Annotated in this window: 10 protein-coding genes; 4 read left to right on the top strand and 6 right to left on the bottom strand. The window is 37.9% G+C overall.

Annotation, left to right across the window (positions count from 1 at the left end):
- Positions 1-95 precede the first annotated feature (95 nt).
- From nifJ to PN471_RS15480, 3 genes are all read left to right on the top strand, one after another.
- A complete protein-coding gene (gene nifJ / locus PN471_RS15490; RefSeq protein ID WP_271777618.1) occupies positions 96-3,653 on the top strand; it encodes a pyruvate:ferredoxin (flavodoxin) oxidoreductase in 3,558 nt (1,185 codons plus the stop codon).
- Between the two features lie 159 nt (positions 3,654-3,812).
- The gene (locus PN471_RS15485) at positions 3,813-4,832 is read left to right on the top strand and encodes a dihydroorotate dehydrogenase-like protein (RefSeq protein WP_271777617.1); all 1,020 of its coding nucleotides are present in this window, start codon (positions 3,813-3,815) and stop codon (positions 4,830-4,832) included.
- 48 nt (positions 4,833-4,880) lie between these two features.
- Positions 4,881-5,942: an ATP-dependent 6-phosphofructokinase gene (locus tag PN471_RS15480; protein ID WP_271777616.1), complete on the top strand. Its 1,062-nt coding sequence runs from the start codon at positions 4,881-4,883 to the stop codon at positions 5,940-5,942.
- Positions 5,943-6,061: 119 nt separating this feature from the next.
- On the opposite strand, the gene PN471_RS15475 is transcribed toward PN471_RS15480, so the two are convergent.
- Together PN471_RS15475 and PN471_RS15470 are read right to left on the bottom strand one after the other, a co-directional pair.
- Positions 6,062-6,265 (bottom strand): hypothetical protein, encoded by a 204-nt coding sequence (locus PN471_RS15475; RefSeq protein ID WP_271777615.1) that lies wholly within the window; start codon positions 6,263-6,265, stop codon positions 6,062-6,064.
- Between the two features lie 134 nt (positions 6,266-6,399).
- Entirely contained in the window at positions 6,400-9,570 is a 3,171-nt protein-coding gene (locus tag PN471_RS15470; protein ID WP_271777614.1) for a PAS domain S-box protein, read from the bottom strand.
- 711 nt (positions 9,571-10,281) lie between these two features.
- Between PN471_RS15470 and PN471_RS15465 the strand changes: the two genes are divergently transcribed.
- The gene (locus tag PN471_RS15465) at positions 10,282-12,813 is read left to right on the top strand and encodes a substrate-binding domain-containing protein (RefSeq protein WP_271777613.1); all 2,532 of its coding nucleotides are present in this window, start codon (positions 10,282-10,284) and stop codon (positions 12,811-12,813) included.
- 52 nt (positions 12,814-12,865) lie between these two features.
- Here the strand turns inward: PN471_RS15465 and recJ are convergent, their stop codons facing one another.
- The 4 genes from recJ to PN471_RS15445 all read right to left on the bottom strand — a co-directional run bounded on the left by recJ (position 12,866) and on the right by PN471_RS15445 (position 16,627).
- Positions 12,866-15,175, bottom strand: a complete 2,310-nt coding sequence (gene recJ / locus PN471_RS15460) for a single-stranded-DNA-specific exonuclease RecJ (RefSeq protein ID WP_271777612.1) — start codon at positions 15,173-15,175, stop codon at positions 12,866-12,868.
- A 70-nt stretch (positions 15,176-15,245) separates the two neighbouring features.
- Complete coding sequence (locus PN471_RS15455) at positions 15,246-16,052, bottom strand: PD-(D/E)XK nuclease family protein (protein WP_271777611.1); 807 nt, start codon at positions 16,050-16,052, stop codon at positions 15,246-15,248.
- Between the two features lie 9 nt (positions 16,053-16,061).
- Positions 16,062-16,361 (bottom strand): type II toxin-antitoxin system RelE/ParE family toxin, encoded by a 300-nt coding sequence (locus PN471_RS15450; protein WP_271777610.1) that lies wholly within the window; start codon positions 16,359-16,361, stop codon positions 16,062-16,064.
- Positions 16,361-16,627, bottom strand: a complete 267-nt coding sequence (locus PN471_RS15445; protein ID WP_027403671.1) for a ribbon-helix-helix domain-containing protein — start codon at positions 16,625-16,627, stop codon at positions 16,361-16,363. Before PN471_RS15445 ends, PN471_RS15450 begins: the two co-directional genes overlap by 1 nt.
- Positions 16,628-16,718 lie beyond the last annotated feature (91 nt).

Genomic DNA, 16,718 nt, shown 5'->3' with positions numbered 1-16,718 from the left:
AAACTTTCATTTTCAATTCAATGTCACAACTAGGGAATTTGGGTCTAGAAAACCGTCAATTAGCCGAAATTTAGTAGTTATTAAAGGTCAAGGAAATGAATATGAAACCCTTTGCAACTATAGATGGTAATGAAGCTGTGGCGAAAGTCGTTTACCAATTAAACGAAGTTATTGCCATTTACCCGATTACACCATCTTCACCGATGGCGGAATGGTCTGATACTTGGATGAGTGAGGGAAAACCGAATATTTGGGGAACTGTTCCTGCGGTGGTGCAGTTGCAGAGTGAAGGGGGGGTTGCAGGCGCCGTACATGGGGCGTTACAAACTGGTTCACTGACAACAACCTTTACAGCATCTCAGGGGTTAATGTTGATGCTACCAAATATGTACAAAATTGCCGGTGAACTTACACCTACAGTATTTCATATTGCGGCGCGATCGCTTGCAGCCCAAGCTTTATCCATTTTCGGAGATCATAGTGATGTCATGGCCGCAAGAACTACAGGTTTTGCCATGTTATGCGCTGCTTCTGTACAAGAAGCCCATGATTTTGCCCTAATTTCCACAAAAGTAACTTTATTATCTCGCATACCTTACTTACACTTTTTTGATGGTTTTCGCACTTCCCACGAAGTCAATAAAATAGAAATATTAACAACTCAAGACTTACAAAAATTTATTCCCATAGAGTTAGTAATTGCCCATCGTTCACGGGCTTTAACACCTGAACATCCGGTATTACGAGGAACAGCCCAAAATCCTGATGTTTATTTTCAAGCAAGAGAAACTGTAAACTCTTTTTATTCAGCTTGTCCAGATATTACTCAACAGGTAATGGATGAATTTGCCCAAAATATAGGCAGAAAATATCAACTATTTGAATATCATGGACATCCAGCAGCAGAAAAAATAATTATTCTCATGGGTTCTGGTTGCGAAACAGTTCATGAAACCGTAGATTATCTCAATCAACAAGGTGAAAAAGTCGGAGTTATCAAAGTTAGATTATATCGTCCCTTCGATACCCAAAGATTTATTGATTCTCTTCCCCAAACTACCTGCAAAATTGCTGTTTTAGATAGAACAAAAGAACCAGGGGCAATTGGTGAACCTTTGTATGTAGATGTAGTTACAGCTTTGGCAGCAAACCAACTTCACAAAATTCAAGTTGTGGGGGGAAGATATGGTTTATCTTCTAAAGAATTTACACCAGCAATGGTAAAAGCGGTGTTTGATAATTTGGAGTTAGCAATACCAAAAAATCATTTTACTATCGGCATTAATGATGATGTTACTCATACCAGTTTAGCATATAATCCCGAATTTAACATTGAAGCTGACAATATAGTTAGGGCAATTTTTTATGGTTTAGGTGCAGATGGGACAGTGGGGGCAAATAAAAACTCAATTAAAATTATTGGCGAAGAAACAGATAATTATGCCCAAGGTTATTTTGTTTACGATTCTAAAAAGTCTGGTTCTGTCACAGTCTCTCATTTGCGCTTTGGTAATCAACCAATTCATTCTACCTATTTAATTACTAAAGCTAACTTTGTCGCTTGTCATCAATGGGAATTTATAGAAAAGTTCCCGATATTAAAAGATATTATTCCTGGTGGGACATTTTTACTAAATTCACAGTATCACAAAGATGAAGTTTGGGATAAATTACCCACCACCATGCAAACAGAGATAATTGACAAAAATCTCAAATTTTATGTCATTAATGCCTATAAAGTCGCCCGTGAAGCGGGAATGGGTGGACATATTAACATCGTTATGCAGGTTTGTTTCTTTGCTGTTTCTGGTATTTTACCAAGGGAAGAAGCTATAGATCAAATTAAAAAATCTATTCGTAAAACCTACGGTAAAAAAGGTGAAGAACTTGTACAAATGAATATCCAAGCAGTTGATAAAACCTTGGAAAATCTCTATGAAATTACAGCTAAAGAACTGTCACCTGTCACCTATCACCTGTCACCTATTCTCAATAATGCCCCTGCATTTGTCCGCGATGTATTAGGGAAAATGATAGTTCGTGAAGGTGATGATTTACCTGTAAGTGCATTACCTGTAGATGGTACATATCCCACAGGTACATCTAAATGGGAAAAACGCAACATTGCTGAAGAAATTCCAGTTTGGGATGCTGACGTTTGTATTCAATGTGGTAAATGTGTGATGGTGTGTCCCCATAGTGTCATTCGCGCGAAAGTATATGCACCAGAAGAATTAGAAAATGCCCCAACAACTTTTAAAAGTGCCAATGCAAAAGAACATGATTGGCATGATTTAAAGTTTACCATTCAAGTAGCAGCAGAAGATTGTACAGGCTGTGGTATTTGTGTTGATGTTTGTCCCGCCAAAAATAAAGCCGAACCGCGTAAAAAAGCCATTAATATGGCAGCGCAAAAACCATTGCGAGAACAGGAACGAGAAAACTGGGATTTCTTCTTAAATCTTCCCAACCCAGATAGACGGAATTTAAAGTTAAATCATATTAATCAACAACAGATGCAAGAACCGTTGTTTGAGTTTTCCGGTGCTTGTGCTGGATGTGGAGAAACACCTTATATTAAACTTGTAACACAATTATTTGGCGATCGCATGATCGTTGCCAACGCCACCGGTTGTTCATCTATCTATGGTGGTAACTTACCCACCACACCTTGGACAAAAAACGCCGCAGGTAGGGGTCCTGCTTGGTCTAACAGTCTCTTTGAAGATAACGCCGAATTTGGCTTAGGTTTCCGGGTTTCCATAGACAAACAAGCCGAATTTGCCGCTTATTTACTCCAACAACTTGCACCCCATATAGGTGAAACCTTAGTCTCAGAAATCCTCAACGCTGAACAAAAAGACGAATCGGATATTTACTCTCAACGAGAACGAGTTTCCATTCTTAAAAGAAAACTAGATCAACTTCTTGAATCTATAACCGAAAGCAATCTAAAATCCAAAATCCAAAATCTTCAATCCCTCGCTGATTATTTAGTCAAAAAAAGTGTTTGGATCATTGGTGGTGACGGTTGGGCCTATGATATTGGTTACGGTGGATTAGATCATGTCATTGCTAGTGGACGCAACGTCAATATTCTCGTCTTAGACACAGAAGTTTACTCTAATACTGGCGGTCAAATGTCCAAATCTACCCCTAAAGGTGCAGTAGCAAAATTCGCCGCCGGTGGTAAACCCGCAACTAAAAAAGACTTGGGTTTAATCGCTATGACCTACGGTAACGTTTATGTTGCTAGTGTAGCAATGGGCGCAAAAGATGAACAAACCCTGAAAACTTTCTTAGAAGCCGAAGCTTACGAAGGTCCATCCTTAATCATTGCCTACAGTCATTGTATTGCTCACGGTATCAACATGAGTACAGCCATGCAAAACCAAAAAGCCGCTGTAGACTCTGGACGCTGGTTATTATATCGCTATCACCCCGACCGCATTAAACAGGGAGAAAACCCCCTACAACTCGATTCTCGCACCCCTCGCATACCAATAGAAAATTCCATGTACATGGAAAACCGTTTTAAAATGTTAACCAAAATTAACCCAGAAACAGCAAAAGAACTCCTCAAAGAAGCCCAACTCGATGTTAACACCCGTTGGCAAATGTACCAATATTTAGCCGCCAGAAAATTACAATAAAGCTAAATTACGAGTCATACCATTTCTTTGTAAAAATGCGCCAAATTTTTTGAGATTTTCTGTCTCTGTGTCCTCTGTGCCTCTGTGGTTCATTTATCTGAATTGAATTAATATCAGGAGTCAGGAGACAGAAAGAAAAAATTACCCATTACCAAATTTATGAACTTAACTACCACATATTTAGGTTTAGAATTAAAATCTCCCCTAGTTCCCTCCGCGTCTCCACTTTCCGAAGACATTGATAATATTAAACTAATGGAAGATGCAGGTGCAGGTGCTGTTGTTATGCACTCACTATTTGAAGAACAATTAAACTTAGAAAAATCCGCACTTCATCATCATTTAACATATCATACAGAAAGTTTTGCCGAAGCTTTAACCTATTTCCCAAACATCGCTAATTTCCGAGTCGGACCAGAAGAATATTTAGACCATATTCGCAAAGCTAAAGAAAAAGTGGATATTCCCATTATTGCTAGTTTGAATGGTTCTTCCGTTGGCGGTTGGACAGAATATGGTAAACTCATGGAAGAAGCAGGAGCATCAGCACTAGAATTAAATATTTACTATGTTCCCACTAACCCAGATTTAAGTAGTCATGATATCGAGCAAAATTATCTTGATATTCTCACATCTGTTAAAGCCGCCGTCACTATTCCTGTAGCCGTAAAACTGAGTCCTTACTTTACTAATACTGCAAATATTGCCAAACGTTTAGATCATGCCGGGGCTGATGGATTAGTATTATTTAATCGGTTTTATCAACCAGATATTAACTTAGAAAATTTAGAAGTCGAACCTCATGTACTTTTAAGTACCCCCCAAGCCATGCGTTTACCCCTGCGCTGGATAGCCATTCTCTATGGTCATATTCAGGGTAGTTTAGCTGCCACTAGCGGTATTCATAACGCCCAAGACGTGATCAAAATGTTAATGGTAGGCGCAAATGTAACTATGTTATGTTCAATATTATTACGGGAAGGTATTAACCATATTCAGTGTTTAGAAAAAGACCTCCGTCAATGGATGAAAATACATGAATATGAATCTGTCAAGCAAATGCAAGGTACTATGAGCCAGTTAAATTGTCCTAATCCTAGTGCTTTTGAACGCGCTCAATATATGAAAGCTTTACAAACCTATAACCCAGATTCGGGTAGAGTTTATACACCATCTTAGTCCTGACTCCTGACTGGGCGCAGGCCCTGCGCCCCTACCTCCTGACCTATGAAAAAACGTATCGGTATTCTTACTAGTGGTGGTGATTGTCCTGGTCTAAATTGTGTGATTCGCGCGGCTGTGAGTCATGCCACAAGGACTTATGATTGGCAGGTCGTGGGTATCCCTTACGCCACCCAAGGGTTGCTAGAACAAAAAACAGTGCCGTTAAGTATACATGGTTGGGATTTGCGCGGGATTGACCCTTTGCTAAATATGGGGGGAACGATTTTAGGTAGTATTAATAAAGGGGATACTTTAGCTCATGCTGATGAAATATTAGCCGGCTATAAAGCGATCGCTTTAGATGCTTTAATTATTGTGGGTGGAGATGGTAGTTTAGATATTATTCATCAACTATCAGTTTTGGGTAATTGGAATTTAATTGCTATCCCCAAAACCATTGATCATGATATCGCTTTTACAGAACGGGCAATCGGCTTTGATACGGCAGTTAATACCATTGTTGATGCCATTAATCGGCTCATATTTACCGCTGCTAGTCATGACCGGGTAATGATTATCGAAGTCATGGGACGCAACGCGGGACACTTGGCTTTACACTCAGGAATTGCCGGCGGTGCTGATGTGATTTTAATTCCCGAAGTCCCCTATACTATTCAGGGAATATGTAATCATCTGACCGAATTACGCGAACAGTGGCAAAAAAAATTCGCCATTATAGTTGTTGCTGAAGGTATATCTGTTTGCACAGAAGATGCAGATAATCTTTCTACTTGCACAACTCCTAAATGTGGTCAAGGTCAATATATTGCCGAAAAAATTGCCAATTGTAGTCATCACCTGATTGATACTAGAGTTTCTGTCTTAGGACATATTCAGCGCGGTGGTATCCCCTCAGCTTTAGACCGTCTCACAGCCACCATGTTTGGTAAAATTGCCATTGATTTAATTGCCCAAAATCAATATGATCAAATGTTAGCTTGGCAAAATGGCCAAGTTGTTACTTTCCCCATTCAAGCCGTGATAGATAATAATCCCTCTCTTGTTAATCCTCACGGTGATTTAGTCCAAACCGCTCGGTCTTTAGGTATATATATTGGTGAATAAGGTGACAGGTAATAGGTGACAGGTAATAGGTGACAGGTGACAGTTTCAGGTAATAGGTAATAGGTAATAGGTAAGAATTCCTGATATTCACCCTCCCCCTGCCCCCACTCCCTCACGTATTACTCAACTTCAGCGAGCGCTTCTAAATGAAAAGCCACATTTTTCAGCGCCATTTCAATTTCGTTACTATAAGAAAGACTTCTCCATCGTGGTGTTGTAGCATAGTCTAAGGCATTTGTATCCAAGTATTCTGCAAAAATTACCAGTTTTTCGGGGTCTGTTGGGGCTGTTGCCAACTTTGCTAAAAATTCTTCAGGTGTCATAGATTTGCCAGGAAAGAATAAAAGTCTCATGAATAGGTCAATTCTATGAGCATAAGTGCTGTAATCCCTAAAAGTCTGTTCAAAATACTCAAATATTGGTAATTAGGGTTTGCTGAAAAAGTTATCTGTGAGGGCTAGGAGTCACCTGACTCCTTTAGTATATAACTCAATGTTTCCAGTAATTCTTGATTAGTGTAGGGTTTTAATAAAATCGCAGGAACTTGATTTTCATGACTTGGTTCCAGCATATGTTGGATATTGCGTCCACTACAAGCAACTATTTTGACTTGAGGATTGATTTTTTTCAAATTGGAGATAGCAGAACTTCCATCCATTTCTGGCATCATCATATCCATCAATACTACTCTAATTTGCTGTTTGTACCGGGCATAAATAGCGATCGCCTCCATCCCATTTTTAGCAGTAATAGTTTGATAATTGTAGTTTTCTAAAATATTTTTCGTCACTTCCAGCACTTGGGGTTCATCATCCACCACCAAAATTAACTCTCCCCGTCCTGGATACATTTCCTCATAATCCGATTCTAAAGGCATAACTTCCTGATTTACCGATGGTAAAAATACTTTAAATTTACTGCCTTTCCCCACTTCACTATCAACATTAATAAAACCCTTATGACTTTTAATCGTTCCTAGCACTGTTGATAGTCCTAATCCTGTTCCCTTACCAATATCCTTAGTAGTGAAAAATGGCTCAAATATTCTCTCTAATATTTCCGGTGGTATCCCCGTCCCCGTATCTTCCACTGTAATCACAATATAATTTCCCACACCAGCATAATGATTTATCCGTCTCATCTCTTCACTAATATACAAATTTTCCGCATAAATAGACAGATTGCCACCATTAGGCATGGCATGACCAGCATTAACCATTAAGTTAATTAATACCTGTTCCAGTTCATTCTTATCCCCAGATATCGTCCATAATTTTGGCGGGAGATAGGTGAAAAATTTGATAGATTGAGGAAAGGAAAATATTTCCTTCGCCATCTGAATAGTATCCCTAATCAAATCACCAATCTGAATAATTGTATATTGAATCTCTACTCCCTTCGCAAAAGATAAAAGTTGTCTCACCAAAGCTGCCCCTTTCTTAGCATTAGCTTCAACACTTGTGAGCATTTGCAAACAATTATCTTTGTCTAAGGAAGATTTACTTTTTAGCAATTGAGCATATCCTAAAATCGGTGTTAAATGATTATTGATATTGTGAGCAATCCCACCAGCTAAAGTCCCAATACTTTCCATTCTTTTAGCATGAATTTCCATTTGTTGAGCGCGGGCAAACTGATCTTCTAGTTGTTTCTTTTCAGTAATATCAGTATCTACCGTGAGAATAGATTTAGGTTGTCCATCAGTATCTAACATCAATGTCCAACGACTTTGAACAATAATTAGTTGATTCGATTGTGTCCGTTTGCATAATTCACCCTGCCAACTTCCCACTCTCACTACAGTTTTCAGAGGAATGATCTCTTGCTCATGGGAAGTTGAATCATAAAAAATATCCTTGGGATTCTTGTCTAAAACCTCCTGACGTTTCCACCCATATATCTTCTCTGCACCCTGATTCCAAAAAAGAATTTGGGCTTGAAAATCACGGACAAAAATTGCATCAGTTGCAATATCTAAAAGGGCAGCTTGTTCAGAGAGTTTCTGTTCAGTTGCCTTCCGTTCAGAAATATCTCTAGTAGTACCAATCATCCGAATCGGTTCACCATTTTCATTACAGTAAACTTTTCCCCTAGAACTCAACCAATTTAGACTACTATCACCACCAACTATCCGATACTCACAGACAAAATCAACTTTTTTCTCAATAGAGGTGCTCACACATTTTTGAAACCGCTCACGGTCTTCAGGATAGATTAACTTGAGAAAGTCTTCACAATTAGGAGATAAACCATCAATAGGTAAACCATACATTAAACCCAAATTAGGAGACCAGAGAGTCTGATTGATTTGGATATGCCAATCCCAAATCCCAATTTTACCCGCTTCCAATGCCAATGTAAGTCGGGCTTCACTTTCTTGTAAGGACTTTTGAATCTGTTTTCGTTCCACGATTTCCTGTTGCGATCGCTCATTAGCAATCACTAATTCTGCCGTGCGTTCTTTTACCCTGGTTTCCAAAACATCGCTATTTTGACGCAGGGCTGCCTCTAATTTTTCCCGTTCACGCATTGCAGCTTGCTGTTCACTAATATCAGTTATTGACCACAATAACCCAGTTTGTTTACCTTTACTATCAGATATAGGATTTACTCTCACACTAGCAGAAAATAGCGAACCTTTTCGAGGCTGGAAATCTATTTCCCATTCCTGTAAATGCTGCAATTTTTTTAACTGAGATACGAACTGAGAGCGGTACTGTTCAGCAATATATACCACTAATGGTTTGCCAATCAGATGATTTTGACCCACAGACAACAAGGATGCTGCTCCATAATTAGCTTGCTGAATTATCCCTAAACTATCAGTTACTAAATAACCATTAGGTGCAAATTCAAATAAATCTTGATAGCGCTGTCGTTCAGCTTCAGTAGTTTCACGGGAATAGATCAACTGTTCATTTTGTTGTCGCAGTTCTTCTTCCGCAATTTGCAGTTCTTCTAAGGTTTCTTGAAGTTGCAGATTAATTTCTGTAGTATCAGCAAACTCTGCTTTTACCCATTGTTGTAAATAATTGGAAGTTTGCCAGCGAATTACTTCTAATTCTTGATTAATTGGTGTGTGTTTTGGATGAGAATCTGCAAACTTTTCTTGTAATACTTCAACCACACCCACTATTTTTTCTATATTTAAGCTTTGTAATAGGTCTTTTTCATGAACAATACCGATTAAATTGTCTTCGTCATCTACTATAGGTAAATGTTGAATACCATGCTGCTGCAAAAGTGCTAACACGGTCAAAATATGCTCAGAATCTGATTCTTTGAGCATAATTGGTGGCTGACTCATCACATTCGCCATTTTCGCTGCTGATAAGTTGGTATTTGAGGCAACTACCCTCAGTACATCCTCAATGGTCAAAATTCCTTGTAATTTCTTGCCCTCTACCACCAAAACATAGTCGTTTGCTGCTTGAGTTGGATAATTAACTGCAACCTGATTCATCAATTTAATAGCAGCCATTACATAACTATCAGAACTAATAGTTAAAGGAGAATAATTAATAATTTCACATAAACTAGGTAAACAAATTAACTCCTTATTCATTCCATCAACTAATGGGTTTGATGGCTGCGTCTGATCAATAGATACTTCTGTAACTAATTTCATACCGATAAAACTATGCTAATGAGGGTTTACTGAAAAAATTTTTAATATTTGAAAGCATCGGTAAATTGATTTTTATCAAAATATTTCATTGTCTTATCAAATTGTAGACTTAAAAATTTATATATAAATTTTTAGTTTTGTAAACATTTTCAATAGTAAGCATTGACCATATAAAATATATGTAGCAATTCTAAATGAGCCGCCAGAGTTCAAAAGGCTCAAATGCTCATAAAACAAGGGTTTTTTTATCTACATATTTTCCCACAGTTGAGTAGGATTGCTATGATCGTATAAAGGTAGGCCTCAAATTACAGCAGAAGATTGCAGATTAATGAGGTGCAGGATCTAAATTCAAAACCAGACCGCAAGGCAGTTTTACCCCTAACTCCTGACTCCTGACTCCTGTTTTAATCTAATCACTTGTGTTATTACAGATAAGAATAACTCACGCTGTATAATTAACCCATCTTCTCAATCAATACCTTGTTCATTTTCTGCTGTGTTGGGTTAAGCGACAGCGCAACCCAACGCTCATGTTGGGTTTCATGCTAATTGCTCCGCGTTCACGCAGTGTCCCTCAGGGATACGTTTACGTTCCACAACCCAACCTACAAATCAGGGCCTTTTCTAATTTGGACAAGGTATTGCTCAATCAAACAGTATTTTGATTATTGGCGAGTAGTTCATTTATATTAGCTAAATCCAGGATATATGTGGCAACAACAACAAAAAGATAGTGTAATTATCAAACTGGCCCTATTAATGGCCATAACCACCGCCCCAATGGTAGCAAATTTCCTGATTTCCCTACCCATCCAAGCGGAATCCAAGAGTAAAACTCCAGATTTTCCCCTGCCGGAAAAGGTAGAAAATGGGACTGTAGTTAAAATTGATGGTTCTCGTAACTCCCTACTTGTCAACCAACGCTTAAAAGAAAGGTTTGAAACCCAGTTTTCGGGAACTCAGGTAGAAATTGCCATCAATGGCAATGAAGATGCTGTAAAAGCCGTTGTAGATGGTAAAGCTGATATAGCATCCCTTGGTCGCAACCTCACTCCAGAAGAAAAAGCACAAGGTTTAAAACAGGTGCTAGTGCGTCAAGAAAAAATTGCCATCATTGTTGGTATGAATAATCCCTTCTATGATGGCTTGACTACTGAGCAATTTGCCAAGGTTTTTCGTGGAGAAATTACAGATTGGTCACAATTGGGAAATGCTAAGGGTAAAATTAGATTTATAGATCGTCCCTTCGATAGTGATACTCGTAATTCCTTTGGTGAATATTCAGTATTTAAGTCTGGCCAATTATTAACAGGTGCAAATGCGGTGCAAATGGTGGCAGATAACACGCCTAACATTATTAAAGAATTAAATAATGACGGCATCAGCTATGTGTTGGCAAGTCAAATTTCTAAATTGCCAGATGTGCGGGTATTAAAAGTAGAAGATTTTTGGACAGATAATCCTAAATACCCTTTTTTCCAGTCTTTTGTTTACGTTTATAAAGCAAATCCCAGTCCTAAAGTTAAAGATTTTCTAGGTTTTGTTTTAGCTAAACCAGGAGAAGAGTCTATAAAAGAGGCTAAAGAAGCAGAAGCAATTGCTATTGCAGCCAGATCAATACAAATTATGTCTGTGCCTATGGCTAACGTCTCTACAGCTACGCCTTTAACAACTCCTTCAGAAACACCTACAGTTTCTCAAAGTCCCCCTTTAGTAACACCAACCCCTGAAACATTAGCTATACCCGAACCTAAAGAAACTGGAGGGGAAATACAGTTGATAAATCCCTTTGATAATCCCTCCATCATTACCAAGAATATGCGGTTTTTCTTACTAATACCTTTATTGCTAATTGCGGGATTAAGTAGTTTTTTGCCATTGTGGTTGAGAAGGAAAAAGCGAACTGTCAGCAGCAAAGCAGAGACATCCTCAAATCAAGAAAGTGATACTCTTCCAGAGACAATGTTTACTGTGTCAGATTCAGAAGCATTTGCATCAATATTAAATAATAATGGCAATAGTAATGGTAATGGGCTTAATAGTGCAAATTATTACAAAGAAGATGATGACCAGGAAATAACGGCAGTCAGTAATATAGCCATTATGGATGCACCACAGACACCTTCCTCCAATAGTCAAATTCAGGAAATGTCCGAAATTAATCTTGATCTCAACTATGATGAAGTGGCTTGGGAGACAGAAGACCCGGTAATTGTCGTCAGTAGTTACTTTCCACAAATCCCGAATATTCACCACCAGCCAATTAATGCAGATATTTCCAGCAATGAAGTCAGTAATATTCCATTAGAAGCACCGGAAACGCCTGTAACTAAATCTCATCAAAAGATTACATCCTTATCAGAATTACTTGGTATTACCTCCACACCAGTTAAGCCAGATAACAGCCTCACAGAGGTTCTGAACCTAGTCCCAACACCTCAACCAGTCAGCCAATCATCACAGACTCAAGATTTATCATCTGACTTACCATCTGATTTACCATTCGAGTTAGGTGAGGCTTTAAACGCTATTACTAGTCAAATTACCCTCAATACCCCGGAAATAGAAGAAGAAATATATCCTACTCCCTGGCATCTGGAGGCTACAAATGAAGCCATAGCAATGGAATTAGATGCTGAAATAGAAGCCTGGACTAATATTAATCCCATCAATGCGACTGGAAATACTAGAATTATTTTCACACCCCGCACTCCCAAATGGGCTTACCTATCTTGGTATATTTCTGAGGATCATCAACAAATATTGCACAATCAAGGATTTACCATTTTGGCTATCCGGCTCTATGATGTTACCAATCTTGACCTCAGTTATCAGCTTCCTCATTTCGATGCACAATACGAATGTGAAACCGCAATCAATGATCGTTATGTACCTATTCCCAGAGGTGAACGGGACTACATGACAGAAATTGGTTATGTGAATAATGATAATCAATGGTTGTGTTTAGCGCGTTCTGGAACAGTTCGCATTTTTAGTCGTCCCAGCACAGATTTCTGGGTTGTTGTTGATACAGAATTGGTTCTTCATGGTGCTACAGAAGCGGGTGCAAATGTCACCATTGATGGTCAGAAAGTTAAGGTCAATTCTGATGGGACATTTAAGTTAACTGTTCCTTTTGTGGATAATTTAGTTGATTATCAGATAATGGCTACTTCTGCTAATAGAGAACATACGAAAACTATTGATCAGAAGTTTTTCCAAGAACAGAAAGAGGGTTAGTATTGTATAGATCCCCGACTTCTCGAAGAAGTCGGGGATCTGAAAGGCAATCTTAAGAAATCATGTCAACAATAATAGATAAAGGAACATGAAAAAAATAATCTCGTTGAAATTGTTCTTCTCTGACTGCGGCTAAAAATTGGTTAATAACATGATCTGCTGGTTGGAGATGATGTGTAGAATCCCAGATTATTTGTAAATGATTATCCTGACCTTGGATGATAAACCCTAAATGTTTTAATGCTTGAAAACCCAAATATAGGCTTTGGTCACTAATACCTAGTTTCTCTAAAAGTTGGACATGGGTAACAGGTTGATTTGTGCGACTGAGGTATTTAGAAATTCCTACTAAAGTCAACCAAATGTCCTTGGGAGTTAAATTATGGGGTTTTCCCCAAGCAATAACTAATTGTTTTTTCTGATTTAGTGATTGCTTGAACCATAAACGCAAATTATCCCAATTAGTAGGACAATCTTGCATAATTAATAATGATTGTTCTGGGTTTAGTTCTGTTAAACCTTGTTGATTTCGCCAATCTAAAATCAATGCTGAATTTTGGGTTTTTAATTCGCTTTCGGTATTAGGACGGACGGCAATTAATCTAATCTCATAACGTTTTTTAAAGCTGTTAAAATCAATTTCGGCAATACAATCACATCTACCAATAGGCAATTCTTCTTTATAGTGTCCCCACCAAATTCCCGGAAACGGATTGTTGGTAGAATTATCTCGAATATTAAAGTCTGTTTTAATATATTGGATTTTATTGCCTTTTAAATCTTCTTGATTTTTATGCCAAGAATTTTCAAACCAACAGTTTTTAATTAATAATTTGGGGATAGGATTGCCCATTCCACAGGGTTCTAATAGTTTTAATTCTAAAAATAAATCCTTGCCTAAATCGGCAACTGTCACAACCAAATCAGCTTGCACTGTCGGAGTGAGATTTATTCCTCCTAAAGATTGACGTAATTTCTGGTTAATTGCGGCTGTAAATAGGGGGATATTTTCTACTAATAAACTCAAACCCGCTGCAAAGGGATGTCCGCCAAAACGATGTAATAAATGGGCTTGTTCTTGAACTAGTTGATATAAATCAACGGAGTTAATGGAACGGGCAGAACCTCGGGCTAGAGATGGGCTAGAATCTGTCTGATTTTCCTTTGCTTCTGTGCTTAACAAAATTGTCGGTCGTCCTGTTTCTTGGGCAATTTGTCCGGCAACCAGACCTAAAACACCACCTGCCCATTGAGGATCTTCTAAAACGATGACGCTGGTGGTTGATAAGTCTAATTGACTGAGTTTTTTAGTAACTTGGACTTGGACATCTTTTTGTAAAGATTTGCGACGGGAATTAGCTAATTCTGTTGCTTCTGCAAGTTGTTGACAACGCTGCATATCTCTACTGGTTAATAATTCTACACAGAAACTAGCATCACCATGAATGCGACTAACGGCGTTAATGCGGGGACCCAAACCAAAGGAAATATCTGTGGGGCGATCGCCACTTTTCTGGCATAATTCTAATAATTTACCTACACCTGGTCTTCTTCTTTCTGGGGGTGGTTTTTTATAATCTGTGTGTAATTGTTGAATTCCCAACTGTGCCAAATAGCGACAATCACCACTTAATTGGACTAAATCAGCAATTAATCCTACTGCTACTAAATCTAATAAATCTGTTAATGGATGTTCGGGAATATCTGGTAAACTTATATATAATGCTTCCACCAATTTATAAGCAACTGCCACACCGGAAAGATGATATAAAGGATGTTCTTTGGCTAAATAACGCGGGTTAATAATGGCGACGACCGGGGGGCGTTCTCGTGGTAATGTATGATGGTCAGTCACAATTATATCTATCCCTAAATTTTGGGCATAGATGATTTCTGAAATATTTGTACTGCCTGTATCACAAGTAATAATTAATTTACAACCTTGGGCGGCTAAATTATCAATTCCTGACTGATTTAAACCATGAGATTCTGTTAACCGATTGGGAATATAATAACTTAATTGACGATGTTGCTGAAAAAATTCACCTAAACCATCCCATAATACCGCAGTCGAGGTAATTCCATCGGCATCAAAATCTCCCCAAATAACAATTTTTTCTCCTGTTTTCCCGGCAGTTATTAACCGTTGTACAGCCAAATTCATTTCCTGACCAAATTCAAAAGAATTGGCAGGTTGATAACTTTGATAATTAATAAAAACCGCTAACTTTTCCTGATCTTGAATTCCCCGTTGCCAAAATAATTGAGCAGCAAAGTTACCACCTGTTGTTGGTGCGTATTTTTTCACTAATTCAATAAACCAATCTGGGGGTTTTTCCTGTGTTGTTAAAATCCATTCCATCTTAAATCACATTCTAACTTTTGTATTTCTCTCCGCGCCTCTGCGTCTCTGCGTGAGACAATCTTATTCTTCAAACTGATATTTCAGCAATATTTTCTAAATTAGGAAATTGCTGGTTAATATCTTCTGTTGCTTGTGTGATTTTTTGACGTTGACACCTCATGGCATATTGACAAGATTCACATATTTTATGGGATTTGGCAATTTGTGGTAATGATATATGATTTTGATAATCCTTTACCCATTGTGTGAGATTGTTTAATAGTTGATTTAATTCCTGTGCTGTTTTCTGATGTTCTTTTTCATTATAACAAAATTTAATATGTTTAGTTTGCTCTTTTGATTGCACAAACCAGTAGGTTAGGGAAATATTTTCTAATAGATAGTTGCTAGTTTCCCCCATGACGTACAGATACAGTTTCGTTTGCCAGTTTTCAGCTAATTTTTCTCTTTTTGGTGGTTGGGGATAGGTTTTCCAGTCGAGAATCTGGGCTTGATTTTGGTCGGCAATTAATAAATCATAAATGACAGTCAGGAGATAATTGCCAATTTGTAATGTTCGATAATGTTCGCTTTCTCGAAAAGTTTGATTATCAATATTAGTTATAAATATTTCTGGAGCAATTTTGCTAAAGTCAGTCATCCAATTTTGTAATTGAGGATCTGCTTGTAGTAATTTATTAATAGGTAAATCCATTTCTCGCTGCTGCATCAGCAAGTGAAACCGACTACCTAAAATTTGATATTCTTCGTGTTTACGATCTAGAGGAGTATTTAGTTGTTCTAAGTAGCTATGTTGGAATTTGCGGGGACAAGCTGTGAGTAAGTTGAGATGTCCTTGGGAAAGTCGGAGTATGGGGGGAGAAGTTGGTAGCATGATTCTATTTTATTGATCTAAATCCAAAAATAAAGATTCTATATCTCTATACCCACTAACCACTCGAACAATGACAATACTATTTTCTAATAACCGATAAAAAATTATATAACCATCAATGGGAATACCTCTTGATGCAGCATCTATATGGCTATAACTACGCCCAATTTTAGGAAATTTTACTATATTCAAACACTTGTTATTAAAATCCTTAACAAACTTTTCTCCTGCATCAATATTGCGCTGAAGAAAATAATCTAAAATATTTTCTATGTCCTGACTTGCCCCTACAGATAGAATATACTCCATTATTTTTTATTCTCACGAGCAATTCTAATTTTTTCTTGTAATCTAGCCATAACAACATCACTACTAACCACTTCACCTCGGTCAATTTGGGCAAGTCCTACAGCGACTTTTTTGCGTGTTTCTTGTTCCCATTCCTGATCCTCTTTTTTCCACTCGGATAACACTTTAAGTGCTTTAATTATCACATCGTCGGCATTGGTATAATGACCTGTGGCAATATAGGACTGGATCAGTTCTTCAGTTTCTGGTTTTAGTTGAATTTTCATGATTTATAATCATCAATTACTTAGTAAAAAATAAAAGGTAAAAGGGTGAACTGTGCATTCTTCATTCATCCTCTTACCTTTATCATATACC

The sequence above is a fragment of the Aphanizomenon sp. CS-733/32 genome, assembly GCF_028330045.1.
In the GTDB taxonomy this organism is placed as follows: domain Bacteria; phylum Cyanobacteriota; class Cyanobacteriia; order Cyanobacteriales; family Nostocaceae; genus Dolichospermum; species Dolichospermum gracile.
This window is presented reverse-complemented; position numbering and strand designations above follow the sequence as displayed.

Excerpts from the sequence above, each read along its gene's own strand:
- PN471_RS15450 (WP_271777610.1), bottom strand. The coding sequence starts at position 16,361 with ATGGAGTATATTCTATCTGTAGGGGCAAGTCAGGACATAGAAAATATT.
- PN471_RS15485 (WP_271777617.1), top strand. The coding sequence starts at position 3,813 with ATGAACTTAACTACCACATATTTAGGTTTAGAATTAAAATCTCCCCTA.
- PN471_RS15445 (WP_027403671.1), bottom strand. The coding sequence starts at position 16,627 with ATGAAAATTCAACTAAAACCAGAAACTGAAGAACTGATCCAGTCCTAT.
- PN471_RS15465 (WP_271777613.1), top strand. The coding sequence starts at position 10,282 with ATGTGGCAACAACAACAAAAAGATAGTGTAATTATCAAACTGGCCCTA.
- recJ (WP_271777612.1), bottom strand. The coding sequence starts at position 15,175 with ATGGAATGGATTTTAACAACACAGGAAAAACCCCCAGATTGGTTTATT.
- PN471_RS15470 (WP_271777614.1), bottom strand. The coding sequence starts at position 9,570 with ATGAAATTAGTTACAGAAGTATCTATTGATCAGACGCAGCCATCAAAC.
- PN471_RS15480 (WP_271777616.1), top strand. The coding sequence starts at position 4,881 with ATGAAAAAACGTATCGGTATTCTTACTAGTGGTGGTGATTGTCCTGGT.
- PN471_RS15475 (WP_271777615.1), bottom strand. The coding sequence starts at position 6,265 with ATGACACCTGAAGAATTTTTAGCAAAGTTGGCAACAGCCCCAACAGAC.
- PN471_RS15455 (WP_271777611.1), bottom strand. The coding sequence starts at position 16,052 with ATGCTACCAACTTCTCCCCCCATACTCCGACTTTCCCAAGGACATCTC.
- nifJ (WP_271777618.1), top strand. The coding sequence starts at position 96 with ATGAATATGAAACCCTTTGCAACTATAGATGGTAATGAAGCTGTGGCG.